The sequence below is a fragment of the Streptomyces sp. NEAU-sy36 genome, from assembly GCF_013423905.1.
GTDB lineage: Bacteria > Actinomycetota > Actinomycetes > Streptomycetales > Streptomycetaceae > Streptomyces > Streptomyces misionensis.
Window position 1 is genome coordinate 8,059,097 of record NZ_CP058977.1, and the last position, 26,061, is coordinate 8,085,157.

The following is a 26,061-nucleotide window of genomic DNA, read 5'->3' on the forward strand; positions in this document are numbered from 1 at the left end:
AAGCCTACGACGTGGCGGACGGGCCCTTCGGCGAACAGTCCTTGCAGCGGCCGAAGATCGCGAAGTGCTTCATGTCGGTGTCGAACCCGAACTGCCGCCGCAGCTTGTCGGTGAACTCCGCGGCCACGCTCACATCGGCCTCGATGACGTTCTCGCAGTCCCGGCACACCAGGTGCAGATGGTGGTGCCGGTCGGCGAGATGGTACGTCGGCGCACCGTGCCCCAGATGGGCGTGGCTGACCAGGCCCAGCTCCTCCAGCAGCTCCAGCGTGCGGTACACGGTGGAAATGTTGACCCCCGACGCCGTCTTCCTCACTTCCACGAGGATGTCGTCGGGGGTCGCGTGCTCAAGGGTGTCCACGGCTTCGAGGACAAGCTGCCGTTGCGGCGTCAGCCGGTAACCGCGCTGCCTGAGGTCGCTCTTCCAGTCGGTGCTCACCACACCGACGAGTCTAGGGCCTCTCGTTCGGATCAGGCCGGGCTCGCGGAGCCGGCCGGTGCGCGGCCTACTTGAAGAAGGCGATGCCGTCGTCCGGCATGTCGTCCGGGAGGGCCTTGGCCCAGCGTTCGACCTCTTCGGGGGTGACGACCTTCTTCAGGTGGGCGGACATGTAGGGGCGCAGCTCGACCTCGGGGGTCTGCTTCTCGCCGACCCACATGAGGTCGCTCTTGACGTAGCCGTAGAGCCGCTTGCCGCCGGTGTACGGCCGGGCGGCGGCGGTCCGGGCGACGGCGTCCGTCACCAGGTCGATCTGGGGCTTCTTGTCGGCCATCTCGCCGTACCAGATCTCGATGGTGCCGTCGTCACGGGTCATCGTGACCTCGACCTTGCGGTCGGCGTCGATCCGCCAGAAGCCGGACTCGGACTCCAGCGGGCGGACCTTGTTGCCGTCGTTGTCCAGGACCCAGGTGTGGGAGTGGTACTCCAGGAAGTCCCGGCCGTCGTGGCTGAAGGTGACCTCCTGCCCGAAGTTGCACTTCTGCGAGCCGGGGAAGTCGTGCACGCCCGCGCCGGCCCAGTTGCCGAGGAGGAAGGCGAGCGGGACGAGGTCCTTGTGCAGGTCGGACGGGATCTCGATCATGAGCGGAGCTTTCCTGGTGGGAGGGTCAGCGCTGGCCCTGGTACAGCTTCTTCACGGTCAGGTAGGCGAAGGCGAGCACGCCGACGCAGACCAGGACCAGCAGGGTTTCGAAGAAGATCTCCACGGGTGCTCCTTGAGCGAGGGTGGGCATACGACAGAGCCGGAGCCCAGCTTACGCGGCCGGGCGCCGGCTCTCTTTCCGAGGTCGGCCTCAGCCGAGCAGCTGCTCCTGGAGCACGACGGTCTGCTGGAACGGCACGGCCTCGGCGCCGCCCTCGCGGGACTGCACCACGAGCCCGATCACGTCCCCCGCCAGGAGATACGCCTGCCGCACGTGCGCGGTGCCGTACGGCCGCGGTTCGTCGTACGCGTAGTGCGTCACGTCCGGCACCCGCGCCTGCTCCGGGAAGGTGTCGTCGAGCACGGAGCGGGGTGCCCCGCGCAGGGTGCGCGGAGCCTGGTCGTACCCGGCGAACTCCTCCTGCTGCACCTCCCCGGCGACCACCCCGGTGTCGAACTGGAGCAGGTAGATCCGGGTGCGGGTGCCGTCCGGCGTGGTCCAGCCGCGGGCGGCGATGTGCCGCAGGCCCCGGTCCCGGAACACCCCGGCGAGCAGGTCCCGGTCGTCCTGGAGGGCGTACTCGTCGAGGAAGGTCCCGGTCTTCACCCAGCCGTGCCTGACCGCGAGCGTCCTGTCCGCCGTGGCGCCCCGCGGCTCGGGCAGCAGCAGTGCGCGCAGGTCGGCGTAGTGGGCGACGGCCTTGTTCGAGGGGGCGAAGGGGGCCGGGCTGCCGGCCGGCAGTGGCGGGCGGACCAGCTCCGGGTAGTCCCAGCGGCCGTCCTGGGCGGTGGCGAGGCCGGGCACGTCGGTGCGTTCCAGCCGGGTGACGCCGTACGCGGTCGACGCCCCGAACACCGCGAAGACGGCGAGGGCGGCGGCCCAGCGGAGCGCACCGCGCAGCGGGCGGGGTCGCCGTCGGGCCGGGGGCTGCTCCCCGGGTATCCCCTCCGGGGAGGTCTCCGCGGTCCCCGCGGCCCCGGTGGCTGCGGCGGTCTCCACAGCCTCCCCCGGCCCCGCGGTCTCCGCGGTCTCCGCGGCCGCCATGGCATTCCGCTCGCTCATACGGCCTTCCCCGGTTCCTTGATGCGGTCGAGCTGGCGCCCGATGAACAGGGCGAGGGCGTTGGTCTGGGCGGGACGGGGTCCCGCGGCGTCGACGCTGACCAGGACGCCGCCCTGGTAGGCGGAGCAGAACATCTGGTCGAACTTCTCGCCGTCGTCCTTGGGCGTCAGGAAGCACGCGGCGTCCTTGTGGCCCTTGATCGCGGGTCCCTTGCGGAAGTGCAGGGCGGAGGCCAGCGCCCGGGCGAGGGCGACGTCGTGGTCGTGCACCGAGCCGCCGCCGTCCATCCGGACCAGCTGGATGTCGACGGTCAGGGCGTGCTCCCCGTCGTCGTCGCCGGAGTCGACGTTCGAGTAGCTGCGCATGGCCATGCCGCTGATGTGCTGCTTGTCGATCAGCTCGTCCATCCGCCGCCGGGTGTCCGGCGGCAGGCCCTGGATCGCCTGCTTGCGCAGGGCGGTGGCCTGGCGCCCGGTGAGCGAGACGTCGGAGCCGTACTGGCCGATGTCCGGCCCCCGCGTGTACCCGACCGGCCCCTCCTCGTACGGCAGCAGCAGGCCGGCGAGTCCGGTGGCCCCTCCCCCGCCGGTGTCCTTGGCGGCGGCCGCCGGGGGGAACTTCCAGACGGGTCTGCCGGGGTCCCGGTCGGCACCGGCGACGGTGACGGCGGTGAAGCCGGCCCCGGCGACGACCGCGGCGGCCAGCAGCCCGGCCCCGACGATCCTGCCCTTCGCTCTGCTCACAGCCGGCCCACCTGCCGCTTCGCCAGATCCATGATCTTCTCCTCGGGCACCGGCTTGGAGTCGGTGATCCACATCTCCATGACGATGTCGCCGCGCGAGGCGTAGGCCTCGGCCTGGTACATCGGCAGGTAGCCGGGCTTGGTCTGCGGCCGGTCGTGCACGTACACCATCCCGTCCCCCGTGCCGGGGACCGGCCGGCTGTCGGTGTCCTGCTTGGACCCGACCCATGCCTCCTGGTCCTTCACGTGCTCGCGCGCGCCCGCCTTCTGGTCCTGGTGGTACTGGACGAGCCGGATCTCGACGGCGTACGTGGCGCCGGTCTCCCAGCCGGTGACGGCCGCGCGCCGGAACTGGCTCTGGAGGCTGTAGCGGAAGGCGGCGCCGGGGTGCTCGCTGTAGGTGGCGTACTCGACCAGGTCCATCCAGCCGTCGTCGCCGGTGCCGTCGTCCCGGGCGCCGCGCGGCTTCGGCAGCAGCAGTTTGCGCAGGTCGCCGTCCGTCTTGACCTGCCGGTCCTCGGCGGCCGTGAGCAGCGGGACGTCACCCTTGCCCTGCCGCAGCACCGGCTGGGACAGCGACGGCAGCCGCGTGGGCGGCCGCCCGGCCTGTACGACGTACCCGGCACACGCCCCGGCGACGATCCCGAGCGCGGCGGCCCCGGCGATCAGCCCGGCGGTACGGCCACGCCGCCGTACCGGGGCCGCGGGTCTGTCCGCCTCCTCCGCCTCCGTCTCCGCCTCGGCCGCTCCGGCCCGCGGTGCCGGCGATTCCAGGTCTTCCAAGGCAACCCCCTCGTTGTACGGGGCACGGACTCGAAGATCCGCGCACGCACAGCAGACCCGTGACATGTGCATGTAGTTGTAGGGGGCGAGGTCACGATTCGGGGAAGCACGCGGCGCTCGGACATGCCGAAGGGCCGCACCCCACCTGGCGTCCAACCCAGGGGTACGGCCCTTCCGCGTGCTGCCGGTCAGACGGCGATGGCGACCTCCGCGAGCCCGCCCTGCTGCGCGACGACCGTGCGGTCGGCGGTGCCGCCGGGCACCAGCGCGCGGACGGTCCACGTGCCCTCGGCCGCGTAGAAGCGGAACTGACCGGTCGCCGAGGTCGGAACCTCCGCGGTGAACTCGCCGGTCGAGTCGAGCAGACGGACGTAGCCCGTCACCGGCTCGCCGTCACGGGTCACCTGGCCCTGGATGGTGGTCTCACCGGGCTTGATCGCCGAGGCGTCGGGGCCGCCGGCCTTCGCTCCGCACATGCTGTTTCTCCAGAGGTCGCTTGGGGTCGCTTACTTGTTGGCGCCGAGCTCGATCGGCACACCGACGAGGGAGCCGTACTCGGTCCAGGAGCCGTCGTAGTTCTTTACGTTCTCCACGCCGAGCAGCTCGTGCAGCACGAACCAGGTCAGGGCCGAGCGCTCACCGATGCGGCAGTAGGCGATCGTGTCCTTGGCGAGGTCGACGTTCTCGGCGGCGTAGAGCTCCTTCAGCTCCTCGTCCGACTTGAACGTGCCGTCGTCGTTGGCGTTCTTGGACCACGGGATGTTCCGGGCGGTCGGCACGTGGCCGGGGCGCTGGGACTGCTCCTGCGGCAGGTGGGCCGGGGCGAGCAGCTTGCCGGAGAACTCGTCGGGCGAGCGGACGTCGACCAGGTTCTGGGTGCCGATGGCCGCCACGACGTCGTCGCGGAAGGCGCGGATCGAGGCGTCCTGCGGCTTGGCCTTGTACTCGGTCCTGGCGCGCTCGGGCACCTCGTCGCCGGCGACCAGCTCGCGGGCGTCCAGCTCCCACTTCTTGCGGCCGCCGTCGAGGAGCTTGACGTTCTCGTGGCCGTACAGCTTGAAGTACCAGTAGGCGTACGAGGCGAACCAGTTGTTGTTGCCGCCGTAGAGGATGACCGTGTGGTCGTTGCCGATGCCCTTCTCCGACAGGAGCTTCTCGAAGCCCTCCTGGTCGATGAAGTCACGGCGCACCGGGTCCTGGAGGTCCTTGGTCCAGTCGATGCGGATCGCGTTCTTGATGTGGTTCTTCTCGTAGGCGGACGTGTCCTCGTCCACCTCGACGATCGCGATGGTCGGGTCGTCCAGGTGCTCCTGCAGCCAGTCGGCGTCGACCAGGACGTCGCTGCGACTCATGCTCTTTCTCCTCCGGGGCAGTTACGGCGGGGCGTGCGGGTACGAAGGGGCGCGCCCGGGGTGCGGGCGGCGCACGGGTGCCCAGCAGGGCGGGGTGAAGACGCGGAAGTCTCGGACGTTCCGCTCAGAAGGGGCGACAGAGCATGGCGGCAACGCGGCACAGGTCGACTGCCCGCCGCTTCGTGAGATCCGCCTGTCGCTTCATGGTGCCGATCGTAGGGACGTCGGGGCGCGCGTGTCACCGGCATGTCGTATGGCGAGACGCGATCGTCCGAATGACGGGACGAAAAAGCGCCCGGGTGGCCGGCCGACGGCCTCCGGGCGCTCGCGTCGCGTCCTCGCATCTACGGAACGGACATCACCGTCTCGCCCCTCGGACGGACGGCGTTCGGGCGGGGTGTCCGGGTCCCCGGGCTCCCTACCCCGCCAGCTTGACGTCCGAACCCCGCACGGTGATCCGCACGCCGTCCTGGGCGGCCTCCACCTTGTCCAGCTTGATGCCGCCGGGCAGCCGATCGATGGCCTGCTGGAAGTCGGTGATCGTGCGGACCCGGTCCTCGGCGACCGAGAGACCGGTGACGGCGGGCAGCGAGTCGGCGTGCACCTCGACCTTGTCGTGGACGACGCTGACGGTGCTGAGGACGGAGACGGTGCGGTTGACGGGGATGGCGCCCGCGACGGTGCCGCTCACCTTGGCCGTCACCTTGATCTTCCCGTTGCCTCCGTCGGCGAGGCTGACGACCTGGGCGTTGACCCCGGGCAGGATCTCGGTCGGCTCCGGCTTGGCCGTCTTCAGCAGCTCGTCGTAGGTGATGGTGGCGGTGCCGGTGGCGCTGGAGGCGGTCGCCGAGCTGTAGTCGCCGGAGAAGGAGACGCCCTTCATGTCGGCCTTCAGGTCGTCGATGCGGATCGTCTTGCCGGCGTCGCCGGTGGCCGCGTCGTAGCTCTTGATGCCGACCTCGACGTCGTCCAGGGAACCGCCGGCGACCTGGGTGAGGAACGGGAAGCCCTTGATGTGCACGTCCGGCGTCGACGCCAGGTTCTCGTTCTCCTTGAGCTTGTCCGCCGCCTGGCCCTGGGCGAAGTGCACCGCCACCCGGTCCACGATCACGAACAGCCCGCCCAGGACGACGACGAGGATCAGCAGTATTCGCAGGGCGCGCATGTGGTGGTTCCCCCGGGTCGGCGTGGCACGGCTACGCCACGGTAACGCCGCGCGGGCGGGGGCACGGACAATTGTCGATCAGTTGTGACAGGCGCCGCAGCGGCGACCGGAAACGAGGGCGCTGAACCCGCCGCTCGGTCCTGCCCTGGAGACATGTACGCACGGCGGCGTCACGTGACCGCTCCCTGACGCGTCCCTCGCACCGCTCCGCAGGCTTCGGGCCCGCTGCGCCGGACTCCGTCCGCCGTCCCACCACCGCCTGCCGCACACGGTCTTCGCGCCGCCCGTTCCCACCGGTCGGCGCCCTCCGCCATGGCGCTGAACCGGCCCCTCGGTCCTACCCTGGAGACATGTACGCACGGCGACGTCACGTGTACTTCGCCATGATGGGGATCTGCGTGGGCCTCTTCGTCCTGGCGTGGGGGGTCGTGCGGATCTGGTCCGTCCCGGCGGCGGTCGGCATGTGTGTCGTGGCCATGGTGATCCCGCCGGTCGCGGCGATGATCGCCAACCGCCGGGGGCCGGAGGACCGTTGGTGGGACGACCCCTCCGGCGACCCCGAGTCCGACGAGTGGTGGGACGAGCTGGACGGCAAAAAGCGCCCGCGCCGGTAACGGGCTCAGTAGACGAGCGCCTGGGTGTCGTCCGCCAGCGCCTCCTGGACGAAGACCTGCGCACCCGCGATGCGGACGCCCTCGATCACGTCCTTCTCGGTGATCTCCCGCCGGGCCGCGCACTGGGTGCACAGCGTGACGCGGCCGGCCGCGAGGAGGGAGTCGAGCAGGTCGGGCAGCGGGGCCGCGTGCGGCAGCTCGAACTCGGCGGCCCGGCCGGGCAGCGCGAACCACGACGACTCCCCGGTCAGCCACAGCGAGACGTCCACCCCACTGGCCACGGCCACCGCCGCCACCGTGAACGCCTGCGAGCAGCGCTCCGGGGCATCGGCCCCTGCCGTCACCTTGATCACGAGCTTCTTCGCCATGCGGGAAGCGTAGCCCGGCCCGCTCAGACCGCCACGACGGCGATCGCCACCAGCAGGCTCGCCAGGCTGAACAGCGTCAGCACGCCGCTCACGAAGGCGCCGTCGTACGTGCGGGACCTGCGGTGCCGTGGCGCGGCGACGGGGGCGGGCGCCTCCGGCAGGTGCGGCCAGGGCGCGGGCGGGAACAGCGGTGGCGGGATCGCGTATCCGGGGCTGAGCGGGACGCGGTCTCCCTGCGGGGGGCGCCGGGTCATCCGCGGTGCTCCTGCCGCTGGTGCCGGCGCAGCAGCACGTTCGCATCGGCCTCCCCGCTGCGGTCGCACTCGGTCCGCGCCACCGCGCGCCGCTCCCCGAGGGTGAGGCACACCGGGCAGCCGGGCACCGGCCGGGGCGGGCGGCTGAGGTCGTCCGGGTCCGGGGGCAGCACCTGGGCGCGCTCGTTGGCGATCCGCACCTCGGCGCTGAGGCGTGCGCGGTCGTAGAGGACGGCCTGGGTCTCCGGGGTGACCGGATCCGTGCTCATCTGGTTTGCTCCTTTGCTCCAGCTTCTATACCGAATGCGACAGTTGCACTACTCTGTGTGCTCCTGAGCTGATACGAGGATGACCCAACGCTGGGACGGAAAACGCGCGGAACGGCACCTCATGCAGGTTGGGGCGGGGCCAGTTACACAAATTCCACTAGGCGGGGAGGGCGCGGTGCCGCAGCGACAGGCCATCACGGGTCGCAGCCAGGAGCCGAGGGCTCGCTTCATCGAGGAACTGCGGTTACTCCGGGACGAACGCCAACTGACTTTCCGGGCGTTGGCCGCACAGGTGGGCTGGGACCCGACCCTCTTCAGCAAGATGGAGAAGGGCCAGTCTCTCGGAGGCCCCGAGACCGTGATGGCCCTGGACACGTTCTACGGCACGGGTGACAAGTTACTCACGCTGTGGGAGCTGGCGAAGGCTGACCCGAAGCAGTTCAAGGAGCGGTATTGGCAGTACATGTCGCTGGAGACCCGGGCGGTGAGCATGTGGCAGTTCGCGCCGTGCCTCATCCCTGGCCTGTTGCAGACTCCTGAGTACGCGACGGAACTGCTCAAGCAGGGCGGGCAGAGCGGAACGGACCTGGACGCGCAGGTGACGGCTCGCATGGGGCGCCGCGAACTACTACTCGCGGACGGTGGACCACAGTTCAGGGCAATCATCGCCGAGACGGTGCTGCACAGCCCGCTCCGTGATCCGGATGCGTGGCGCGCGCAATTGAGCCATCTTCTGACGATGGGAGAGCGCTCAAACGTCATCGTCCAAGTGCTGCCGCTGTCGGCCGGCCTGCACGCACTGACGAACACGGACGCCATGTTCCTACGAGACGCCGAGGGGCGGACCTTCGCCTGGGTCGAGACGGGTTACTCGGGCGAACTCGTCCAGGAACCAAGGGCTGTTGAGGTACTCCAGTTCCGATACGATCGAGTACGCGATTTGGCCCTATCTCCGGACGAATCGCGGGAGTTCATCAAGCGGATGCTGGAGGAAGCGCCATGCGAGCCATCGATCTGAGCACCGTCACGTGGCGCAAGAGCAGCTACAGCAACCAGGATGGCGGCAACTGCGTCGAGGTCTCCGACAACCTCCCCTCCCTCGTCCCCGTCCGTGACAGCAAGGACACCAGCCGCAGCCCCCTCCTCTTCACCGCTCCCGCCTGGGAGGCGTTCGTGGACGGGACCAAGGTCGGCTGACCATGCGGGAGGCGGATCCCGCCTCCGCGCCGAGTAGCCGGTTTCTTTGGGTTCCCTTGGTATGGACGCGCGTTCACACTGGATGGCCGGAGCGTTCCCAGGGGGACACATGAGCTTTCCGGACGACAGCGGCACGCCACCGCCGCCCGATTCACCGCCCGTACCGCCCTTACCGCCGGTACCGCCCGATCCTGCGGAGACGCCCGCCGAAGACGAGACCGTCGTCCTCGGCGTTCGCGGGCGCATGCTGTGGATCGGGGAGGCGGCCATTCCGTTGCGCAACATCACCCTGGTCAACCCCTACGTCGCCAAACCCGACCGGTGGTCGGCCGCCGGCCGCCTCCTGATGTGGTTGTTGGTCATCGTCGTGATCGCGGCCGCGGCCCAAGCCGGGAGCGGGGGCGACGCACGCCTCGGCGGTCCCCTGCTCGTCCTCCTGATCGCCCTCGTCTGCTTCTTCTGCCGGGACCTCTTCGCCCGGGGGAAGCCGGTCCTCGCCGTCGAGACGGCCGGCGGGGCCCAGCTGGTCGTCACCCTGCCGAGCTTGGAGGAGTTGCAGCGCATCGCCGGACAGATCGTGCACGCGATCAACCACCCGGAAGCCGAATTCACGGCGATCGTGCACCAGTACCACAGCAACAGCACCAACAACTACGGCCCTGTCGTCAACATGAGCGGCGGCCGGGGGAACACGGGGTTCAAGCTGTGAGCGACGGAACGACCAACAACTACGGGCCCGTGGCCAACATGCACGGCGGCCAGGGCAACATCGGCTTCAACTTCGGCACCGCCTACGGCGCCGCCCCCGACGCCGAACTCCGCGTCGCCGTCGAGGAACTCACCCGCCACCTGCGGGGCCTGCACGAGCACCTCACCGAGGACCAGGCGCGGACCGTCGAGGAGGCCCTGCCCGAGCTGGTCCCCGACCGCGGTGCGCTGCGCGAGCGCGGCCTCATGCTGGCCTCGCTCGCGCAGATCGCGGCCGCCGTCGGAACGGTGGGCCGGCCGCTCGCCGAAGCGGTCGGCCGGCTGATCGAGCTGGTGCGCTAGCGGACCGGCCGCCTTCCGGCTAGCCCAGCACCCTGCCCAGCGCCCACACCACCGGTGCCGCCGCCGACAGCGGCAGGGCGACACCCGCGGTGAAGTGGACGAAGCGGGAGGGGTAGTCGTAGCTCGCGACGCGGTGGCCGATCAGGGCGCAGGCGGCGGCCAGCGCGCCGAGCAGGGCGCCCTTGGTGCCGAAGCCCGTCATGCCGCCCACCGCGATGCCGGCGCCCGCCGCGGCGAGCAGGGAGACCACGATCGAGACGGGGGTCGGCAGCGGCAGCGCGCGGGCCAGCACGGCGACCGCCACGGCTGCCGCGCCCACGGAGGCCGCGTGCGGGTCGGCGCCCAGGTAGCCGGTGGCCGGGATCGCCAGCGCCGCCGAGGCGACCGTCGCCATCAGGCCGTACATCCGCTCGTCCGGCGAGGCGTGCGAGCGGAGCTGGAGGACCAGGGAGAGCAGGACCCAGACGCCGAGCGTGCCGAGGATCGCCGCCGGGGCGTCACCGCGGCCCGCGGCGAGCACCGCCGCGTCCGCGACCAGACCGCCCAGGAACGCCAGCGCGATGCCCTGCCGGGCCGGCCACATGCCGTTCAGCCGGAACCAGCCCGCCGCCGTCACCGCCTGGAGCACCACCAGCGGGACGACGAGCGCGAACGTACCGAGCCCGGCCGCACCCGCGAGCAGCAGTCCCAGCACAGCCGTGAGCAGCGCCGGCTGCATGCCGGGCTCGATGATCGGCGAGCGGCCCTCCAGCCGCGCCCGCTGCGCGTCGGTGATCCGGGCGTTGCCGGCGAGGGTGGCGGGACCGTAGGCGGGCTCCTCCTCGGGGGCACCGGCCGCGGGAGCGGGGGCGGGGGCGGCCTCCGCCACCGGCTGCGGCTGCGGCTGCGGCTGCGGCTGCGGCTGGGCCATCGGCTGCGCGCCCGAGTGCACCACCGGCTGCGGCTGGACCACCGGCTGCGGCTGCCCCTGCGGCACCCCGCCGCCGTACGAGTCCGCGAACCGGCCATGCCGCACGTCCTGCTGCTGGAAACCCTGCTGCGGGTACGGCTGCTGCTGGTACTGCGGCTGCGGATACTGCTGCTGGTACTGCGGCTGCTGGTACGGCTGCTGCGGGTACTGCCGGCCGCCCTGCGACTCCCCCACCGGCGGCAGGTACGCCGTCTCCTCCGCCGCCCGCACCGGCTGGACCGGCGCGTGCGTCTGGGTCTCCCAGGTCTGGCCCTGCCAGTGCTGGGTGTCGTCGGGGTCGTGACCGCCCTGGGCGGAGGGGTGCCCCGGCCACTGGGGGTGCTGCTGGTTCGGGTCGTAGCCCTGGTACGGGCCGCCTTGGTACGGCTGGTCGCTCATCGGCTCACCCTCCTGCGAACGGCGGGAGCACCTCGACCGTGCCGCCCTCGGCCAGCCGTACCGTCTCATGCGCGCGCGTGCCGACGGGGTCGCCGTCGATCAGGAAGGAGCAGCGCTGGAGCACGCGGGTGAGTTCACCGGGGTGCCGCTCGCGCACGGCGGTCAGCGCGTCGGCGAGCGTCGCCGCGTCGTACGGCTCCTCGGCGACTCCGGCCGCGGCCTTGGCGGCGGCCCAGTAGCGCACCGTGACCTTGGGCATCTGGTTCCTCAATCGACGGCGTTCGACGGGCCTTCACGGCCGTCGAACGGCTGGGGAATGTCAGTAAGTACAGGGTCAGGCTAGCCGGACCGGCGGACGGCCCAGTCCCCGATGCGGTCCACCAGGGCGTCGTCCGCCGCGTGCTCCGCGTGGCCCATGCCCGGCTCCAGCCAGAGTTCGGCGTGCCCGCCGGAGGCCTCGGCGAGCATGCGCGGGTGGTCGAGCGGGAAGTAGCCGTCGCGGTCGCCGTGGACGATGAGCAGGGGGACCGGGGCGATCCGGGGGACCGCCTCCACCGGGGAGAGCGGCACCGGGTCCCAGTCGCGGTGGTGGATGCGGGTGCGCAGGCCGTAGCGGCCGACCAGGCGGCCCGTCGGGCGGGTGACCAGCCAGTGCAGCCGGCGCATCGGGGCGGTGCCCCGGTAGTACCAGCGGGCGGGCGCGCTCACGGCGGCCACCGCGTCGACCGTGCCCGGGTACAGGGCCGCGTGCCGCAGCACCACCGAGCCGCCCATGGAGAAGCCGACGGTCGCCACCCGGTCGTGCCCGAAGCCGCGCGCCCACTCGACGGCCGCCGCGAGGTCCAGCACCTCCTTGTCGCCGACCGTGGAACGCCCGCCCGAGCGCCCGTGGCCCCGGAAGGAGAAGGTGACGACGGCGCCGTGCCGGGCGAGCCCGGCGGCCACCCGGCGCACGTGCGGCCGGTCGACGTCACCCGTGAAGCCGTGCGCGATCACCAGGACCGGGCCGGTGCCGGGCGCGGCCGGGCCCGGCTCGTACACGGCCTCCACCGGAGTTCCGTCGGCCGTACGCAGAAATGTCCGGACAGGACCCCGTCTGCCTGTCTCGTCATCCGGACGTACGGTGGAACGTGCCACATGAGCTGCCGGGCGGTTGTTCATGTGGGCTATTCTGCTGGGCAGAGGACTCGGGCAGCGTAGCCACCGGGTCCTTTTGTGCTTTCGGAAGCGTTGTATACGAAGCGGTGATCCTCGGGTGACCGCCGGTGTACGGGGCCTTCGGGAACGCAAGAGCAGTGCCCGTCCGCACAGTTCTCGCAGGGACCGAGGAGGAACCAGATATATGAGTTCTCTGCTGCTCCTGACCAACGCCCTCCAGCCGTCGGCAGAAGTCCTGCCCGCCCTCGGCCTGCTGCTGCACAACGTCCGGGTGGCCCCCGCCGAGGGGCCGGCCCTGGTCGACACCCCCGGCGCCGACGTCATCCTCATCGACGGCCGCCGCGACCTGCCGCAGGTGCGCAGCCTGTGCCAGCTGCTGCGTTCCACCGGCCCCGGCTGCCCCCTGGTCCTCGTGGTCACCGAGGGCGGGCTCGCCGCCGTCACCGCCGACTGGGGCATCGACGACGTGCTGCTCGACACCGCGGGACCGGCCGAGGTGGAGGCGCGGCTGCGGCTCGCGCTGGGACGCCAGCAGCTCACCCACGACGACTCCCCCATGGAGATCCGCAACGGCGACCTGTCCGTGGACGAGGCGACCTACTCCGCCAAGCTCAAGGGCCGTGTCCTCGATCTCACCTTCAAGGAGTTCGAGCTGCTGAAGTACCTCGCCCAGCACCCGGGCCGGGTCTTCACCCGGGCCCAGCTGCTCCAGGAGGTGTGGGGCTACGACTACTTCGGCGGCACCCGGACGGTCGACGTGCACGTACGGCGGCTGCGGGCCAAGCTCGGTCCGGAGCACGAGTCGCTGATCGGCACCGTACGGAACGTCGGTTACCGATTCGTTACCCCGGAGAAGGGGGAGCGGAGCGAGGAGAAGGGCAAGGCCGAGGCGAAGCGGGCGAAGGCGGACAACAGCGGTGCATCCACCGCGCCGGCGGACGCCCAGGTGCACGCGGACGCCTGATCCGTCACACCTTCCGGCGAATTCTCGCCAAGTCCGCGCACGAAAGCGTCGGCCGCGCACGGCCGACGTCCCGCGAGGGGACGGAACACCCTGCCCGAGCTGGGTCAATCCGCGTAGACTCCGCGCGTGGCCAAGGTGACTCGGGATGATGTGGCGCGGCTGGCGGGGACCTCCACCGCCGTCGTCAGCTATGTCATCAACAACGGACCCCGGCCGGTCGCCCCGGCAACGCGCGAGCGTGTCCTCGCCGCGATCAAGGAGCTGGGCTACCGCCCCGACCGGGTCGCCCAGGCGATGGCGTCGCGGCGCACCGACCTCATAGGGCTGATCATCCCGGACGCCCGCCAGCCCTTCTTCGGGGAGATGGCGCACGCCGTGGAACAGGCCGCCTCCGAGCGCGGCAAGATGGTCCTGGTCGGCAACACCGACTACGTCAGCGAGCGCGAGGTCCACTATCTGCGCGCCTTCCTCGGCATGCGGGTCTCCGGACTGATCCTGGTCAGCCACGCGCTGAACGACCTCGCCGCCGCCGAGATCGACGCCTGGGACGCCCGGGTGGTGCTGCTGCACGAACGCCCCGAGGCGATCGACGACGTGGCGGTGGTGACGGACGACCTCGGCGGCGCCCAGCTCGCCGTGCGCCACCTGCTGGAGCACGGCCACGCGTACGTCGCCTGCATGGGCGGCACCGCGGACACCCCGGCGGTCGGCGACCCGGTCTCCGACCACGTCGAGGGCTGGAAGCGGGCCATGGCGGAGGCGGGCCTGAGCACCGAGAACCGGCTGTTCGAGGCCCCGTACAACCGCTACGACGCCTACCGGGTGGCGCTGGACATCCTGTCCGGGCCCCGGCGGCCCCCGGCGATCTTCTGCTCCACCGACGACCAGGCGATCGGCGTGCTGCGGGCCGCGCGGGAGCTGCGCATCGACGTCCCCCGGGAGCTGGCGGTGGCCGGCTTCGACGACATCAAGGAGGCCGCGTTCGCGGACCCGCCGCTGACCACGGTCGCCTCGGACCGCTCGGCGATGGCCCGGGCGGCGGTCGATCTGGTGCTGGACGACGGGCTGCGGGTGGCCGGGTCCCGGCGCGAGCGGCTGAAGACGTTCCCCTCCCGCCTGGTGGTGCGCGCCTCCTGCGGCTGCGGGGCCTGACAGGCGCGTCTGAGAGGCCGGTGAGAGCCGGCTCCGAGCCCCGAGATGCTTCTTTATATCGGGCAAACGAGGTTCTGCCGGGCTTCTCAGCGAGCACTCAGGAAGCTCTCATGGTCGCCGGGGAGGCTTCTTGCATGACCGAGAGCCTCCGCCGCAGCGGCGAGTACGAGTACGACAGTCAGCAGTACGGCTACTCCGCTCCCGTGAACCCCGAGTGGCCGCCCCCGCCGCCGTACGAGCCGGCGGCGACGGCCCCCCTGCCGGCCCCCGAGCCGCCGGCGCGCAGGCGCACCCGTGGTCCGGTCGCCCTCCTCGCGGCGGTGGCCATCGTCGCGGCGGCGGTCGGCGGCGCCACCGCGTACGGCTTCCAGGAGCTGACCGGCAAGGACAGCGTGACCGCCACCGGGACCAGCACCAACGCGGTGCCGGCCGGCAAGCGGGGCGACGTCGCCGCCATCGCGGCCGCGGTCAGCCCGAGCGTGGTGGAGATCAACGCCACCCTCGCCGACGGCTCCTCCACCGGCTCCGGCGTGATCATCTCCGGCAACGGCGAGATCGTCACCAACAACCACGTGATCGCGGGCGCTCAGTCGGTCAAGGTCCGCACCAGCGACGGCCACTCCTACACCGCCGACGTCGTCGGCACCGACCGCTCCAAGGACCTCGCGCTGATCAAGCTGGAGGGTGCCTCCGGGCTGAAGGCGGCGAACCTCGGCAACTCCGCGGGCGTGCAGGTCGGCGACTCGGTCGTGGCGATCGGCTCCCCCGAGGGCCTGACCGGCACCGTCACCAGCGGCATCGTCTCCGCGCTCGACCGGGACGTCACCGTGCCCACCGACGAGAGCCAGGGGCAGGGCACGGGCGGCGACGGTCAGTGGCCGTTCCAGTTCGGCGGCCGCCAGTTCAACGGCGACACCGGCTCGTCCACCACCACCTACAAGGCGATCCAGACGGACGCCTCCCTCAACCCCGGCAACTCGGGCGGCGCGTTGATCGACGCGGCCGGGAACGTCATCGGCATCAACTCCGCTATGTACTCGTCGAGCCAGCAGCAGTCCTCGTCCTCGGACGCGGGCAGCATCGGCCTCGGCTTCGCGATCCCCGTCAACACGGTCAAGGCCGACCTGGCCAAGCTGCGGTCGGGCGGGCAGGACTAGCGTGTCTGGAGGAACATCATGACCACGCAGGTTTTCCACCAGGAAGCGGGCCGCGGCCCGGCCGACCTCTCCCTCGCCCTCGCGGTCGCGCGTCAACTGCACGCGCCGGCCGCCCCCGCCCCCCGCGCCCCGGAGATCATCCCGGCGCCGGTGCCCCAGCTGATGGGCCTGCGCCGCAGCTCCGCCGACCGCCCCCACCGCCGCAAGGTGCCGCTGCACCGGCTGACCGCGATGCGCAGCCTGGCGGTCCTCGGCACCTGACCCTTGGCGCCCGGGCCCCCGGGCCCGGCACCATGGGAGGCTGTAGACACCGAGCCAAAGCACCCGGACACGGACAACCCGAACCCAGCCCCCTCCCCTCCACCTCCACAAGGAATCGCGAGCATGAGCCCCGCCGAAGGCGACCGTGACACCCAGCGCATCCTGATCGTCGACGACGAGCCGGCCGTACGCGAGGCGCTCCAGCGCAGTCTCGCCTTCGAGGGGTACGACACCGAGGTCGCCGTCGACGGCGCGGACGCGCTGGAGAAGGCCGCGGCGTACAAGCCGGACCTGGTCGTCCTCGACATCCAGATGCCCCGGATGGACGGTCTGACGGCGGCCCGCCGCATCCGGGGCGGCGGGGACACCCTGCCGATCCTCATGCTCACCGCCCGCGACACGGTCGGCGACCGGGTGACCGGCCTGGACGCGGGCGCCGACGACTACCTCGTCAAGCCCTTCGAGCTGGACGAGCTGTTCGCCCGGATCCGCGCCCTGCTGCGGCGCAGCTCCTACGCGGCGGCCGTCTCGCCCCAGGCCCAGGCGGACGAGGCCCTCAGCTTCGGCGACCTGCGCATGAACCTGGCGACCCGCGAGGTGACCCGGGGCGGCCGGCAGGTCGAACTGACCCGCACCGAGTTCACGCTCCTGGAGATGTTCATGGCGCACCCGCGCCAGGTGCTCACCCGCGAGCAGATCCTCAAGGCGGTGTGGGGCTTCGACTTCGAGCCGTCCTCCAACTCGCTCGACGTCTACGTGATGTACCTGCGGCGCAAGACCGAGGCGGGCGGGGAGCCCCGGCTCGTGCACACCGTGCGGGGCGTCGGCTACGTCCTGCGGCAGGGCGGCGCCGAGTGAGCCGACTCGTGCGGCGCTACCGTTCGCTGCCGATCAGGGCCCGGCTGGCCGTGCTGGTCGCGGCGGCGGTGGCGTTCGCGGTGGCGGCGGTCTCCGTGACCTGCTGGTTCATCGTGCAGGGCAAGCTGTACGAGCAGGTCGACAACGATCTGCGCAGAACGGCGCCGCGTCCGGCCGCGGAGACGGTGTACAACCTGCTCTCCGCATGTCCGCAGAAGCCGGCCGACACCTCCCCCTACGGTGTCCTGCGGTCCCGCGAGACCGTCTACACCCAGCTGGTGAAGCCGGACGGCACGGCCTGCGTCCCCAGCGACTCCGCGGGCACCGTGAAGACCACCGAGGCCGACCGGGGGGTGGTGCGCGACGCCGTCACCCACGGCGACGGCATCCTGCGCAACGGCATCGACACGAACGGCAACGACGTCCGGGTGCTCACCATGCCGCTGGTGATCGACACCAACGTGGGCCCCCAGCTGTACCCCGGTGCGGCAATGATGATCGGCGTCCCGCTCAAGAACACCGAGAAGACCCTCAACGACCTGGCGCTCGTCCTGCTGCTGGTGTCCGGGGTGGGCGTGCTGGGCGCGGGGGCCGCTGGCCTCGCGGTGGCCCGCGCCGGACTGCGCCCGGTGGACAAGCTCACCGAGGCCGTGGAGCACATGGCCCGCACCGAGGACCTGACCATCCGCATCCCGGTGGAGGAGGAGGCCGAGGACGAGGTGGCCCGGCTGTCCCGGTCGTTCAACTCCATGACGGCCTCCCTGGCCGGCTCCCGGGAACTCCAGCAGCAGCTGATCGCGGACGCCGGGCACGAGCTGCGCACCCCGCTGACCTCGCTGCGCACCAACATCGAACTGCTCACCCGCAGCGAGGAGACGGGCCGTCCGCTGCCCCCCGAGGACCGCAAGGCGCTGCTGGCCTCGGTGAAGGCGCAGATGACCGAACTCGCCTCCCTGATCGGGGATTTGCAGGAGCTGTCCCGGTCGGAGGGCCAGCACGGCGAGCGGGTCCAGGTGGTCTCCTTCCAGGACACCGTGGAGGCGGCCCTGCGCCGGGCCCGGCTGCGCGGCCCCGAACTGACCATCACGGCGGACCTGGAGCCCTGGTTCGTGCGCGGGGAGCCGTCCGCGCTGGAGCGGGCCGTGGTGAACGTCCTCGACAACGCGGTGAAGTTCAGCCCCGAGGGGGGCACCGTCGAGGTCCGCCTCGCCGACGGCGTGCTCACCGTCCGCGACCACGGTCCCGGCGTCCCCGAGGACGAAATCCCGCACGTCTTCGACCGGTTCTGGCGCTCCCCTGGCGCCCGCTCGCTGCCCGGCTCCGGTCTCGGCCTGTCCATCGTCGCCCGTACGGTGCAACAGTCCGGCGGCGAGGTCGCCTTGGCCCGCGCGGCGGGCGGCGGCACGGTGGTGACGGTCCGGCTGCCGGGGGCGCCGGTGCCGCCGCCGGAGACGTCCGCGGCCGAGGTGGCCGGTTAGCCCGGAGCGGCCGCGGCAGCCGGGGCACCCGCGCCGGCGCCGTGTCCTTGCGTCCGCCGCCACTTCCGCCCGCCGTCCGGGCCCGCCCCGTACCCTCGTACACATGAGCAGCGACGACACCGTACGGGCCTTTTCCGCCCGCTCCATCGAGACCCTTTCCGCGCTCACCCCGGACCAGGCCGAGGCCGTGCTCACCCTGCTCGGCGAGGCCGCGCGGGTCGACGGGCAGCAGCCGGTGTCCGAGCAGGGCCGGCTGCAACTGCGCGGGGGTGCCCGCGAGGGCGTCACGCATCTGCTGCTGACCGCCGACGGCGAACTCGCCGGTTACGCCCAGCTGGAGGACACCGACCCGGTCGAGGCGCCGGCCGCCGAACTCGTCGTCCACCCCGCGCGCCGGGGGCACGGTCACGGCCGCGCGCTCGGCTCGGCCCTGCTCGCCGCGTCCGGCAAGCGCCTGCGGGTGTGGGCGCACGGCGGACATCCCGCCGCCCGTCATCTCGCCCAGGTCCTCGGCCTCACCCTGTTCCGCGAACTGCGCCAGATGCGCCGGTCGTTGACCGACCTCGAACTGTCCGAGCCGCGGCTGCCGGAGGGCGTGACCGTGCGCACCTTCGTGCCCGGCAAGGACGACAGCGCCTGGCTCGCGGTCAACGCGGGCGCGTTCGCCCACCACCCCGAGCAGGGCTCGCTGACCCAGCGGGACCTGGACGACCGCAAGGCCCAGCCGTGGTTCGACCCGGCCGGGTTCTTCCTCGCCGAGCGGCGCGGGGAGCTGATCGGCTTCCACTGGACCAAGGTGCACGCCGAGGAGGGCCTCGGCGAGGTCTACGTCCTCGGGGTCCGCCCCGGCGAGCAGGGCGGCGGCCTCGGCAAGGCGCTCACCGCCATCGGCCTGCGCCACCTCGCCGCGCAGGGCCTGCCGACCGCGATGCTCTACGTCGACGCGGACAACTCGGCCGCGGTGGCGGTGTACGAGCGGCTGGGCTTCGGCACCTACGAGACGGACCTGATGTACCGCACCGAAACGTGAGGTAAGGGGCACGAGGGGCGGCCGTGTTGACGGCCGCCCCTCTCTTGCACCACCCTTTCACTACTCAATTAGTGAAAGGGTGGTTCAACGCGTGGTCGAATACCGCATCGACCGGCACAGCGGTGTCGCCACCTACGTCCAGATCGTCCAGCAGACCAAACAGGCCCTGCGCCTCGGACTGCTGCGCCCCGGGGACAAGCTGCCGACGGCCCGGGAGGTCGTCGAGGCCACCGCCATCAACCCCAACACGGTCCTCAAGGCCTACCGCGAACTGGAGCGGGAGGGCCTGGTCGAGGCGCGGCGCGGGCTCGGCACCTTCGTCCGCCGGTCGCTGGGCGCCGCCCCGGCCGACTCCCCGCTGCGCGCGGAGCTGGAGGAGTGGGCCCGGCGCGCCCGCGCGGACGGCCTGGAGCGGGACGACGTGGCCGCGCTCTTCACCTCCGTACTCGACAAGCACTTCCAGGGAGAACCGTCATGAGCAGCGACACGGCCCTGCGGGCCGACGCTCTGGGGAAGAGGTTCGGCCGCCGCGCCGGCTGGGCCCTGCGGGACTGCGCGTTCCGGCTGCCCACCGGGCGCGTGTGCGCCGTCGTGGGGCCCAACGGAGCCGGCAAGTCCACCCTCCTGGCCCTCGCCGCCGGGCTGACGGCCCCCACCGAGGGCAGCCTCGCCGTCCTCGGCACCACCCCGGCCGAGGCCCGGCCCCGGGTCGGCTACGTCGCCCAGGACAAGCCCCTGTACCCCCAGCTCACCGTCGCCGAGACGCTGCGCATGGGCGCCGCGCTCAACCCCGAGCGCTGGGACCCGGCCGTCGCCGAGCACGTCGTCGCGGCCGGCGGCCTCGACCCCGCGGCCCGCGTCCGCACCCTCTCCGGCGGCCAGCGCACCCGGGTCGCGCTCGCCCTCGCCCTCGGCAAGCGGCCCGAACTGCTGCTCCTGGACGAGCCGATGGCCGACCTCGACCCGCTGGCCCGGCACGACCTGATGGGCACCCTGATGGGGCAGGCCGCCCGGTACGGCACCACGATCGTGCTGTCCTCGCACGTCATCGCGGAGCTGGAGGACTCCTGCGACCACCTGCTGCTGGTCGGCGGCGGCCGGATCCGGCTGGCCGGCGAGATCGACGAGCTGCTCGCCGCCCATCTGCGGATCAGCGGCGCCGCCGCGGACACCGACCTCGGCCCGCACACCGTGGTGGAGTCCCGGGTCACCGGCCGCCAGCTCAGCGCGCTGATCCGGCCGGCCGGACCGGTCGCCGACGGCTGGCGCACCACCGCGCCCTCCCTGGAGGAACTCGTCCTCGCCCATCTGCGCAGCCCCGGCGCACCGAGCCTGACCGAGGAGCGTGCCGCATGAGCGCCCTGACCCTGACCACGCCGTCCGCCGACCGGCCCCGGCAGACCCGCTGGCTGCTGCGGCTGCACCGGCCCGCGCTCTGCGCCTGGGCCGCCCTGGCGGTCGTCCTGGCCGCCCTGCTGCTCGCCCTCGCCGGCCCGCTGGTGAACGCGGCGGCCGAGGGCTGGCGGCAGTACCGGGCGTGCGGCATGAACCCGCGGTGCAGCTACGACCAGGCCGCGATCATGCGCTACAAGGACTACTACAACTACGCCACCATCGCGCTGAACCTGCTGCCCTTCGTGGTGGCCGCCTGGGCGGGCGCCGCGCTGACCGGCCGCGAGCTGGAGTCCGGCACCGCCCGGCTCGCCTGGACGCAGGCCACGTCCCCGGCCCGCTGGCTGACCGTGCGCCTCGCCGTCCCGGCGCTCGGCCTCACGGCCGCCACCGGCCTGCTGAGCGTGCTGCACCACCTCGCCTGGGCCGCGGGCGTGGACCGGGTCGACTCCGCCAAGGAGTGGTACGACCGCTACACCTTCCATGCGAACGGCCCCACCCTCGCGGCCCTCACCCTCGCCGGGCTCGCGACCGGCGCCCTGGCCGGCCTGCTGGTGCGCCGCGCGCTGCCCGCTCTGGTCGTCGGCGTCCTGGCGACCGGCGGGCTGCGGGCGCTGACCGAGCTGGCGCTGCCCCACCTGTGGCCTGCGGTCACCCGCACCGGCCCCGTGGACCGGTTCGTCGCCGCCGACGGACTCGACGTCGAGCAGGGCATGCTGACCCGCGACGGCGCCCATGTGCCGGTCCCGTCCTGCGGCAGCCCGGCCGGCTGCGACGCGGCGTACAAGGACTTCGCCGGGCGCTACGACGTCTTCCACCCGGCCTCCCACTTCTGGCCGCTCCAGCTGACCACCAGCGCGCTGCTCCTGGCCGTCACCGCGCTCCTGGTCACGGCCTGCTTCCTGACCCTGCGCCGCCAGACCGGCGAACTGCGCCCGCCGAAGACGACGAAGAGGGTCTGACCCGTTAGCGCGGCCACGGGTCCGTACGCCGCCCGACCGCGGCCGTACGGGCCCACCCGGCCGAGGTCGGTTCGGAAGACGCCCGCACGAGCGCGATCGGCCCGCGCGGGCCGCCCGGCCCTTCTCCGGCCGGGGCACCGGACCGTACGCCGCCCCGCACACCCCGTACGCGGTCGCGCCCGGCCGGGACCCCCGGGAGCCGCCCCCCGCTATCCCGCACGTCATGTCGCCGTAACCGTCGATTCAGACGGGCTTGCGACGCTCGGCCAATGAGACCCGACGTGCCAGAGCCTTCGCCGCCCCCCGAGGGGCCCGCGGGGAACGGGACCACGACGCTCCCGCCCGCACGTTCCGACGCGCCCGTGAGCCCGGTCGCGCGGAAGAATGGGTCCATGAGTCAGCAAGACACCCAGGCAGAGGCACAGGCACAGCACTCGCAGCCCCCCGTGGGCTCCATCGCCGCGCACCGCCCGCACACGGTGGCCGCCGCGGTCTCCGACCTGGCACCCGACATCGACGCGGATCTCGACGCGTACGAGGAGTCCGGGGCCGGTGGCGCCCCGCTGCCCCAGGGCCGGTTCCTCGACCGGGAACGCAGCTGGCTCGCCTTCAACGAACGCGTCCTGGAACTGGCCGAGGACCCGGACACGCCCCTGCTGGAGCGCGCCAACTTCCTCGCGATCTTCGCCAGCAACCTGGACGAGTTCTTCATGGTCCGGGTGGCCGGACTCAAGCGCCGCATCGCCACCGGCGTGGCCACCCGCTCCGCCTCCGGGCTCCAGCCGCGCGAGGTGCTGGAGATGATCTGGGCCCGCTCGCGCGAGCTGATGGCCCGGCACGCCGCCTGCTACCACGAGGACGTCGCCCCCGCGCTCGCCGAGGAGGGCATCCACCTGGTCCGCTGGAGCGAGCTGACCGACAAGGAACAGGCCCGCCTGTTCACGCTCTTCCGGCACCAGATCTTCCCCGTCCTCACCCCGCTGGCCGTCGACCCCGCGCACCCCTTCCCGTACATCTCCGGCCTGTCCCTGAACCTGGCCGTCGTCGTGCGCAACCCGGTCAGCGGCCACAAGCACTTCGCGCGCGTCAAGGTCCCGCCGCTGCTCTCCCGCTTCCTGGAGTCCAGCCCCGGCCGGTACGTCCCCGTCGAGGACGTCATCGCCGCGCACCTGGAAGAGCTGTTCCCGGGCATGGAGGTGCTGGAGAGCCACGCCTTCCGGCTCACCCGCAACGAGGACCTGGAGGTCGAGGAGGACGACGCCGAGAACCTCCTCCAGGCCCTGGAGAAGGAACTCATGCGGCGCCGCTTCGGCCCGCCGGTGCGCCTGGAGGTCGAGGAGTCCATCGACCGCGAGGTGCTCGACCTGCTGGTGCGCGAGCTGAAGATCTCCGAGGCCGAGGTCTACCCGCTGCCCGGCCCGCTCGACCTCACCGGCCTGTTCCGCATCCACGGCCTGGACCGGCCCGAGCTGAAGTACCCCAAGTTCGTCGCGGGCACCCACCGCGACCTCGCCGAGGTCGAGTCGGCCTCCGCGCCGGACATCTTCGCGGCGCTGCGCCAGCGGGACGTCCTGCTGCACCACCCCTACGACAGCTTCTCCACCTCCGTGCAGGCCTTCCTCCAGCAGGCCGCCGAGGACCCGGACGTCCTCGCGATCAAGCAGACCCTGTACCGCACCTCCGGCGACTCCCCGATCGTCGACGCGCTGATAGACGCGGCCGAGTCCGGCAAGCAGGTACTGGTCCTGGTCGAGATCAAGGCCCGCTTCGACGAGCACGCGAACATCAAGTGGGCGAAGAAGCTGGAGGAGGCCGGCTGCCACGTCGTCTACGGCCTGGTCGGCCTGAAGACGCACTGCAAGCTGTCGCTGGTGGTCCGCCAGGAGGGCGAGACCCTGCGCCGCTACAGCCACGTCGGCACCGGCAACTACCACCCCAAGACCGCCCGGCTGTACGAGGACCTCGGCCTGCTCACCGCGGACCCCCAGGTCGGCGCGGACCTCTCCGACCTGTTCAACCGGCTGTCCGGCTACTCCCGCCGGGAGACCTACCGCCGGCTCCTCGTCGCCCCCAAGTCCCTGCGCGACGGCCTGGTCTCGCGGATCGACAAGGAGGTCCAGCACCACCGTGCGGGCCGCCCCGCGTTCGTCCGCATCAAGGTCAACTCGATGGTGGACGAGGCGGTCGTCGACGCGCTCTACCGCGCCTCCCAGGCGGGCGTGCCGGTGGACGTCTGGGTCCGCGGCATCTGCGCGATCCGGCCCGGCGTGCCCGGCCTCTCGGAGAACATCCGGGTCCGCTCCGTGCTCGGCCGCTTCCTGGAGCACTCCCGGGTGTTCGCCTTCGGCAACGGCGGCGAGCCCGAGGTGTGGATCGGCAGCGCCGACATGATGCACCGCAACCTCGACCGGCGGATCGAGGCCCTGGTGCGGGTCGTGGACCCCGGCCACCGCGCGGCCCTCAACCGGCTGCTGGACACCGGCATGTCCGACAGCACCGCGTCCTGGCACCTCGGCCCGGACGGCGAGTGGACGCGGCACGCGACCGACGCGGACGGCCAGCCCCTGCGCAACATCCAGGAGATGCTCATAGACGCCCGGAGGCGCCGGCGTGGCACAGCAACACCTTGACCCGACGGACCCCACGGCCGGCGTGGCGACCGGGGACGCCCTCGCGGGCTATCTGCGCGCCCAGGCCACCCAGTTCCTGCGCGCCCTGCGGCTGCACCGGGAGACCGGCGGCGCCGCGGGCACCGGCGAGGAGTCCGCCGACGCGGCCGGCGCCCTGCGCCGCTCGGCCCGCCGCATCAGCGCAAGCCTGCACACCTACCGTCCGCTCCTCGACCCCGCCTGGACGGAGTCGCTGCGGCCCGAACTGGCCTGGGTGTCCGGCACCTTGGCCCTGGAGCACGCGTACGAGGCCCGTCTGGAGCGGCTGTTGCAGGCGCTGCACCGGCTGTCGGGGGCGACGGCGCTCCCGGGCCCGGCCGATGCGGTGCCGGCCGGTCCGGGCGGCGGGGCGCCGGCCGCGGCGGACCGCGCCAGCCTCACCGTCGGCGCCGCCAAGGCCGGTGCGCTGCTGGACCGGCAGCTCACCCTCGCCCGGACCAGGGCCCACTCCACCGCCCTCCAGGCGCTGGGCTCCAGCCGCTTCCACGCCGTCGCCGACAAGGTCGCCGTGCTCGCCAGCGAGGTCCCGCTCGCCCCGGCCGCCCCCGCCACCGAGCTGCACCCCCTCGCCGCCGCGGCGCAGGAGCGCCTGACGGACGCCGTCGCCGCCCTGCCCCTGCTCACCGCGGGCCACCCGTACAACGCGGAGGCCCTGATCCACGGCCTGTCCCCGGACCCGTCCCCGCACCCCCAGGACGGCCCCTGGCACCAGGTCCGCCTGCTGCTGCGCCTGCACCGGTACGCCCGGGAGGTGCTGCACGGCGACGCACCCGCCGACGTGCGGATCCTGGCGGCCGGCCAGGCGCTCGACCGGCACCGCGACGCCTCCGAGGCGGCCGCCGCGGCGGCCCAGGCGGCCCGCACCCCCCGGATCACCCCCGCGACCGCATACGCTCTCGGCGTGCTCCACGCCGACCAGCGGCACGAGGTGGAGGCGTCCAGGTTCGCGTTCCAGCGGGCCTGGCAGAAGGAGACCGTGGAGGCCGTGTGAGCGACACCCCGATCCTGGCGGCGGGCTGCGTCCTGTGGCGCCGCGCCCCGGCCGACGGCGCCCTGGAGCTGTGCCTGGTGCACCGGCCCAAGTACGACGACTGGTCGCACCCCAAGGGCAAGCTCGAACCCGGCGAGGACGCGCTCGCGGGCGCGCTGCGGGAGGTCGTGGAGGAGACCGGGTACACGGCCGAGCCGGGCGCGGAACTGCCCACGCTGCGCTACCTGGTGGACGCCCGCCCCAAGCAGGTGCGCTACTGGGCGGCCGAGGCCGCGGCGGGCGGCTTCGTGCCCAACCACGAGGTCGACCGCGTCCTGTGGCTGGCCCCCGCCGCCGCCCGCGCCCGCCTCACCCACGCCCACGACCGCGACCTGGTGGACGCGCTGCTCGGCGTGCTCGGGGAACGGTTCTAGACCGGCCCGTCCTCGTCGGCCGCGGCCGGGCCCGCGTGCGCCGCCGCGTCCGTACGGGCCTGGCTGCGGGCCCTGCGGGCCGGTCCGCGCCAGCCGCAGCTGCACCGGGCCACGCAGAAGCGGCCCTGCTCGGTCGTCGTCGTCAGATGGTCCTGCCCGTCCTCCTGCGCCACGACGTCCACGGTACCGAGGACCCCGGACGGGGGCGTGACGGCAGTCCCCTACCCGT

General features: G+C 72.5%; 34 protein-coding genes. 18 read left to right on the forward strand and 16 right to left on the reverse strand.

Going from position 1 to position 26,061, the window contains the following annotated elements; all coding sequences use genetic code 11:
• Positions 1 to 4: 4 nt before the first annotated feature.
• From HZZ00_RS35440 to HZZ00_RS35475, 9 genes are all read right to left on the reverse strand, one after another.
• Positions 5 to 442, reverse strand: coding sequence for a Fur family transcriptional regulator (locus HZZ00_RS35440; RefSeq protein WP_070025152.1), 438 nt, complete (start codon positions 440 to 442; stop codon positions 5 to 7).
• Positions 443 to 506: 64 nt separating this feature from the next.
• On the reverse strand, positions 507 to 1,082 hold the full coding sequence (locus tag HZZ00_RS35445; RefSeq protein ID WP_070025151.1) for an FABP family protein: 576 nt from the start codon (positions 1,080 to 1,082) through the stop codon (positions 507 to 509).
• Between the two features lie 211 nt (positions 1,083 to 1,293).
• Positions 1,294 to 2,205 (reverse strand): hypothetical protein, encoded by a 912-nt coding sequence (locus HZZ00_RS35450; protein WP_257585547.1) that lies wholly within the window; start codon positions 2,203 to 2,205, stop codon positions 1,294 to 1,296.
• Positions 2,202 to 2,948, reverse strand: a complete 747-nt coding sequence (locus HZZ00_RS35455) for a hypothetical protein (protein WP_180330127.1) — start codon at positions 2,946 to 2,948, stop codon at positions 2,202 to 2,204. The genes HZZ00_RS35450 and HZZ00_RS35455 overlap by 4 nt, the downstream gene beginning before the upstream one ends.
• On the reverse strand, positions 2,945 to 3,730 hold the full coding sequence (locus tag HZZ00_RS35460; protein WP_257585548.1) for a hypothetical protein: 786 nt from the start codon (positions 3,728 to 3,730) through the stop codon (positions 2,945 to 2,947). The genes HZZ00_RS35455 and HZZ00_RS35460 overlap by 4 nt, the downstream gene beginning before the upstream one ends.
• Positions 3,731 to 3,918: 188 nt before the next feature.
• Entirely contained in the window at positions 3,919 to 4,206 is a 288-nt protein-coding gene (locus HZZ00_RS35465) for a DUF1416 domain-containing protein (RefSeq protein WP_070025150.1), read from the reverse strand.
• A gap of 30 nt (positions 4,207 to 4,236) precedes the next feature.
• Positions 4,237 to 5,082, reverse strand: coding sequence for a sulfurtransferase (locus HZZ00_RS35470; RefSeq protein ID WP_180330128.1), 846 nt, complete (start codon positions 5,080 to 5,082; stop codon positions 4,237 to 4,239).
• A gap of 124 nt (positions 5,083 to 5,206) precedes the next feature.
• Positions 5,207 to 5,287, reverse strand: coding sequence for an Ms5788A family Cys-rich leader peptide (locus HZZ00_RS39310; RefSeq protein WP_350751515.1), 81 nt, complete (start codon positions 5,285 to 5,287; stop codon positions 5,207 to 5,209).
• A 213-nt stretch (positions 5,288 to 5,500) separates the two neighbouring features.
• Entirely contained in the window at positions 5,501 to 6,247 is a 747-nt protein-coding gene (locus HZZ00_RS35475) for a DUF2993 domain-containing protein (RefSeq protein WP_180330129.1), read from the reverse strand.
• Positions 6,248 to 6,597: 350 nt separating this feature from the next.
• On the opposite strand from HZZ00_RS35475, the gene HZZ00_RS35480 reads away from it, so the two are divergent.
• Positions 6,598 to 6,861 (forward strand): DUF3099 domain-containing protein, encoded by a 264-nt coding sequence (locus HZZ00_RS35480; protein ID WP_180330130.1) that lies wholly within the window; start codon positions 6,598 to 6,600, stop codon positions 6,859 to 6,861.
• A gap of 5 nt (positions 6,862 to 6,866) precedes the next feature.
• On the opposite strand, the gene HZZ00_RS35485 is transcribed toward HZZ00_RS35480, so the two are convergent.
• From HZZ00_RS35485 to HZZ00_RS35495, 3 genes are read right to left on the reverse strand one after another with little or no spacing between them, the layout of a single operon-like run.
• A complete protein-coding gene (locus tag HZZ00_RS35485; RefSeq protein WP_074992862.1) occupies positions 6,867 to 7,229 on the reverse strand; it encodes a DsrE family protein in 363 nt (120 codons plus the stop codon).
• Between the two features lie 23 nt (positions 7,230 to 7,252).
• The gene (locus tag HZZ00_RS35490; protein WP_180330131.1) at positions 7,253 to 7,483 is read right to left on the reverse strand and encodes a hypothetical protein; all 231 of its coding nucleotides are present in this window, start codon (positions 7,481 to 7,483) and stop codon (positions 7,253 to 7,255) included.
• Entirely contained in the window at positions 7,480 to 7,752 is a 273-nt protein-coding gene (locus HZZ00_RS35495; protein WP_180330132.1) for a hypothetical protein, read from the reverse strand. The genes HZZ00_RS35490 and HZZ00_RS35495 overlap by 4 nt, the downstream gene beginning before the upstream one ends.
• Positions 7,753 to 7,927: 175 nt before the next feature.
• Between HZZ00_RS35495 and HZZ00_RS35500 the strand changes: the two genes are divergently transcribed.
• From HZZ00_RS35500 to HZZ00_RS35515, 4 genes are all read left to right on the forward strand, one after another.
• Positions 7,928 to 8,770 carry a helix-turn-helix transcriptional regulator gene (locus HZZ00_RS35500; protein ID WP_180330133.1) on the forward strand — a complete coding sequence of 281 codons (843 nt, stop codon included), beginning with the start codon at positions 7,928 to 7,930 and terminating at the stop codon, positions 8,768 to 8,770.
• Complete coding sequence (locus HZZ00_RS35505) at positions 8,752 to 8,949, forward strand: DUF397 domain-containing protein (RefSeq protein ID WP_180330134.1); 198 nt, start codon at positions 8,752 to 8,754, stop codon at positions 8,947 to 8,949. The genes HZZ00_RS35500 and HZZ00_RS35505 overlap by 19 nt, the downstream gene beginning before the upstream one ends.
• A 109-nt stretch (positions 8,950 to 9,058) precedes the next feature.
• Positions 9,059 to 9,658 carry a DUF6232 family protein gene (locus HZZ00_RS35510; RefSeq protein ID WP_257585549.1) on the forward strand — a complete coding sequence of 200 codons (600 nt, stop codon included), beginning with the start codon at positions 9,059 to 9,061 and terminating at the stop codon, positions 9,656 to 9,658.
• Entirely contained in the window at positions 9,655 to 9,999 is a 345-nt protein-coding gene (locus HZZ00_RS35515; RefSeq protein ID WP_257585551.1) for a hypothetical protein, read from the forward strand. The genes HZZ00_RS35510 and HZZ00_RS35515 overlap by 4 nt, the downstream gene beginning before the upstream one ends.
• A gap of 19 nt (positions 10,000 to 10,018) precedes the next feature.
• Here HZZ00_RS35515 and HZZ00_RS35520 read toward each other — a convergent pair whose 3' ends face one another.
• The 3 genes from HZZ00_RS35520 to HZZ00_RS35530 form a co-directional block, all read right to left on the reverse strand.
• Positions 10,019 to 11,347, reverse strand: coding sequence for a hypothetical protein (locus tag HZZ00_RS35520; RefSeq protein ID WP_180330135.1), 1,329 nt, complete (start codon positions 11,345 to 11,347; stop codon positions 10,019 to 10,021).
• Positions 11,348 to 11,351: 4 nt separating this feature from the next.
• On the reverse strand, positions 11,352 to 11,606 hold the full coding sequence (locus tag HZZ00_RS35525; protein ID WP_074992850.1) for a MoaD/ThiS family protein: 255 nt from the start codon (positions 11,604 to 11,606) through the stop codon (positions 11,352 to 11,354).
• 80 nt (positions 11,607 to 11,686) lie between these two features.
• Positions 11,687 to 12,508, reverse strand: a complete 822-nt coding sequence (locus tag HZZ00_RS35530) for a S9 family peptidase (protein WP_180330136.1) — start codon at positions 12,506 to 12,508, stop codon at positions 11,687 to 11,689.
• Positions 12,509 to 12,689: 181 nt separating this feature from the next.
• On the opposite strand from HZZ00_RS35530, the gene HZZ00_RS35535 reads away from it, so the two are divergent.
• The 13 genes from HZZ00_RS35535 to HZZ00_RS35595 all read left to right on the forward strand — a co-directional run bounded on the left by HZZ00_RS35535 (position 12,690) and on the right by HZZ00_RS35595 (position 25,832).
• Positions 12,690 to 13,469 carry a response regulator transcription factor gene (locus HZZ00_RS35535; RefSeq protein WP_180330137.1) on the forward strand — a complete coding sequence of 260 codons (780 nt, stop codon included), beginning with the start codon at positions 12,690 to 12,692 and terminating at the stop codon, positions 13,467 to 13,469.
• Positions 13,470 to 13,595: 126 nt separating this feature from the next.
• Entirely contained in the window at positions 13,596 to 14,621 is a 1,026-nt protein-coding gene (locus tag HZZ00_RS35540; protein WP_180330138.1) for a LacI family DNA-binding transcriptional regulator, read from the forward strand.
• Between the two features lie 134 nt (positions 14,622 to 14,755).
• A complete protein-coding gene (locus tag HZZ00_RS35545) occupies positions 14,756 to 15,778 on the forward strand; it encodes a S1C family serine protease (protein ID WP_180330139.1) in 1,023 nt (340 codons plus the stop codon).
• Positions 15,779 to 15,796: 18 nt separating this feature from the next.
• Positions 15,797 to 16,039 (forward strand): hypothetical protein, encoded by a 243-nt coding sequence (locus tag HZZ00_RS35550; RefSeq protein ID WP_070025134.1) that lies wholly within the window; start codon positions 15,797 to 15,799, stop codon positions 16,037 to 16,039.
• A 123-nt stretch (positions 16,040 to 16,162) separates the two neighbouring features.
• Positions 16,163 to 16,897 carry a response regulator transcription factor gene (locus tag HZZ00_RS35555; protein ID WP_070025133.1) on the forward strand — a complete coding sequence of 245 codons (735 nt, stop codon included), beginning with the start codon at positions 16,163 to 16,165 and terminating at the stop codon, positions 16,895 to 16,897.
• Positions 16,894 to 18,375, forward strand: coding sequence for a HAMP domain-containing sensor histidine kinase (locus HZZ00_RS35560; RefSeq protein ID WP_180330140.1), 1,482 nt, complete (start codon positions 16,894 to 16,896; stop codon positions 18,373 to 18,375). The genes HZZ00_RS35555 and HZZ00_RS35560 overlap by 4 nt, the downstream gene beginning before the upstream one ends.
• Positions 18,376 to 18,478: 103 nt before the next feature.
• Positions 18,479 to 19,405, forward strand: a complete 927-nt coding sequence (mshD, locus tag HZZ00_RS35565; protein ID WP_180330141.1) for a mycothiol synthase — start codon at positions 18,479 to 18,481, stop codon at positions 19,403 to 19,405.
• A gap of 91 nt (positions 19,406 to 19,496) precedes the next feature.
• Positions 19,497 to 19,883: a GntR family transcriptional regulator gene (locus tag HZZ00_RS35570; protein WP_180330142.1), complete on the forward strand. Its 387-nt coding sequence runs from the start codon at positions 19,497 to 19,499 to the stop codon at positions 19,881 to 19,883.
• Positions 19,880 to 20,761, forward strand: coding sequence for an ABC transporter ATP-binding protein (locus HZZ00_RS35575; RefSeq protein WP_180330143.1), 882 nt, complete (start codon positions 19,880 to 19,882; stop codon positions 20,759 to 20,761). The genes HZZ00_RS35570 and HZZ00_RS35575 overlap by 4 nt, the downstream gene beginning before the upstream one ends.
• Positions 20,758 to 21,759: an ABC transporter permease gene (locus tag HZZ00_RS35580; RefSeq protein ID WP_180330144.1), complete on the forward strand. Its 1,002-nt coding sequence runs from the start codon at positions 20,758 to 20,760 to the stop codon at positions 21,757 to 21,759. Before HZZ00_RS35575 ends, HZZ00_RS35580 begins: the two co-directional genes overlap by 4 nt.
• Positions 21,760 to 22,028: 269 nt before the next feature.
• Positions 22,029 to 24,389 carry an RNA degradosome polyphosphate kinase gene (locus HZZ00_RS35585; protein ID WP_180330145.1) on the forward strand — a complete coding sequence of 787 codons (2,361 nt, stop codon included), beginning with the start codon at positions 22,029 to 22,031 and terminating at the stop codon, positions 24,387 to 24,389.
• Complete coding sequence (locus HZZ00_RS35590) at positions 24,370 to 25,419, forward strand: CHAD domain-containing protein (RefSeq protein ID WP_180330146.1); 1,050 nt, start codon at positions 24,370 to 24,372, stop codon at positions 25,417 to 25,419. The genes HZZ00_RS35585 and HZZ00_RS35590 overlap by 20 nt, the downstream gene beginning before the upstream one ends.
• Positions 25,416 to 25,832 (forward strand): NUDIX hydrolase, encoded by a 417-nt coding sequence (locus HZZ00_RS35595; RefSeq protein WP_180330147.1) that lies wholly within the window; start codon positions 25,416 to 25,418, stop codon positions 25,830 to 25,832. Before HZZ00_RS35590 ends, HZZ00_RS35595 begins: the two co-directional genes overlap by 4 nt.
• Here the strand turns inward: HZZ00_RS35595 and HZZ00_RS35600 are convergent.
• Positions 25,829 to 26,005: a hypothetical protein gene (locus HZZ00_RS35600; protein ID WP_257585555.1), complete on the reverse strand. Its 177-nt coding sequence runs from the start codon at positions 26,003 to 26,005 to the stop codon at positions 25,829 to 25,831. The two genes, HZZ00_RS35595 and HZZ00_RS35600, sit on opposite strands and share 4 nt — an antisense overlap.
• Positions 26,006 to 26,061: the final 56 nt, after the last annotated feature.

Coding starts and splice junctions, on each gene's coding strand:
- HZZ00_RS35480 (WP_180330130.1), top strand. CDS start 6,598: ATGTACGCACGGCGACGTCACGTGTACTTCGCCATGATGGGGATCTGC.
- HZZ00_RS35525 (WP_074992850.1), bottom strand. CDS start 11,606: ATGCCCAAGGTCACGGTGCGCTACTGGGCCGCCGCCAAGGCCGCGGCC.
- HZZ00_RS35545 (WP_180330139.1), top strand. CDS start 14,756: ATGACCGAGAGCCTCCGCCGCAGCGGCGAGTACGAGTACGACAGTCAG.
- HZZ00_RS35490 (WP_180330131.1), bottom strand. CDS start 7,483: ATGACCCGGCGCCCCCCGCAGGGAGACCGCGTCCCGCTCAGCCCCGGA.
- HZZ00_RS35520 (WP_180330135.1), bottom strand. CDS start 11,347: ATGAGCGACCAGCCGTACCAAGGCGGCCCGTACCAGGGCTACGACCCG.
- HZZ00_RS35580 (WP_180330144.1), top strand. CDS start 20,758: ATGAGCGCCCTGACCCTGACCACGCCGTCCGCCGACCGGCCCCGGCAG.
- HZZ00_RS35555 (WP_070025133.1), top strand. CDS start 16,163: ATGAGCCCCGCCGAAGGCGACCGTGACACCCAGCGCATCCTGATCGTC.
- HZZ00_RS35530 (WP_180330136.1), bottom strand. CDS start 12,508: ATGAACAACCGCCCGGCAGCTCATGTGGCACGTTCCACCGTACGTCCG.
- HZZ00_RS35535 (WP_180330137.1), top strand. CDS start 12,690: ATGAGTTCTCTGCTGCTCCTGACCAACGCCCTCCAGCCGTCGGCAGAA.
- HZZ00_RS35505 (WP_180330134.1), top strand. CDS start 8,752: ATGCGAGCCATCGATCTGAGCACCGTCACGTGGCGCAAGAGCAGCTAC.
- HZZ00_RS35495 (WP_180330132.1), bottom strand. CDS start 7,752: ATGAGCACGGATCCGGTCACCCCGGAGACCCAGGCCGTCCTCTACGAC.
- mshD (WP_180330141.1), top strand. CDS start 18,479: ATGAGCAGCGACGACACCGTACGGGCCTTTTCCGCCCGCTCCATCGAG.
- HZZ00_RS35475 (WP_180330129.1), bottom strand. CDS start 6,247: ATGCGCGCCCTGCGAATACTGCTGATCCTCGTCGTCGTCCTGGGCGGG.
- HZZ00_RS35470 (WP_180330128.1), bottom strand. CDS start 5,082: ATGAGTCGCAGCGACGTCCTGGTCGACGCCGACTGGCTGCAGGAGCAC.
- HZZ00_RS35550 (WP_070025134.1), top strand. CDS start 15,797: ATGACCACGCAGGTTTTCCACCAGGAAGCGGGCCGCGGCCCGGCCGAC.
- HZZ00_RS35445 (WP_070025151.1), bottom strand. CDS start 1,082: ATGATCGAGATCCCGTCCGACCTGCACAAGGACCTCGTCCCGCTCGCC.
- HZZ00_RS35575 (WP_180330143.1), top strand. CDS start 19,880: ATGAGCAGCGACACGGCCCTGCGGGCCGACGCTCTGGGGAAGAGGTTC.
- HZZ00_RS39310 (WP_350751515.1), bottom strand. CDS start 5,287: ATGAAGCGACAGGCGGATCTCACGAAGCGGCGGGCAGTCGACCTGTGC.
- HZZ00_RS35585 (WP_180330145.1), top strand. CDS start 22,029: ATGAGACCCGACGTGCCAGAGCCTTCGCCGCCCCCCGAGGGGCCCGCG.
- HZZ00_RS35450 (WP_257585547.1), bottom strand. CDS start 2,205: ATGAGCGAGCGGAATGCCATGGCGGCCGCGGAGACCGCGGAGACCGCG.
- HZZ00_RS35510 (WP_257585549.1), top strand. CDS start 9,059: ATGAGCTTTCCGGACGACAGCGGCACGCCACCGCCGCCCGATTCACCG.
- HZZ00_RS35485 (WP_074992862.1), bottom strand. CDS start 7,229: ATGGCGAAGAAGCTCGTGATCAAGGTGACGGCAGGGGCCGATGCCCCG.
- HZZ00_RS35465 (WP_070025150.1), bottom strand. CDS start 4,206: ATGTGCGGAGCGAAGGCCGGCGGCCCCGACGCCTCGGCGATCAAGCCC.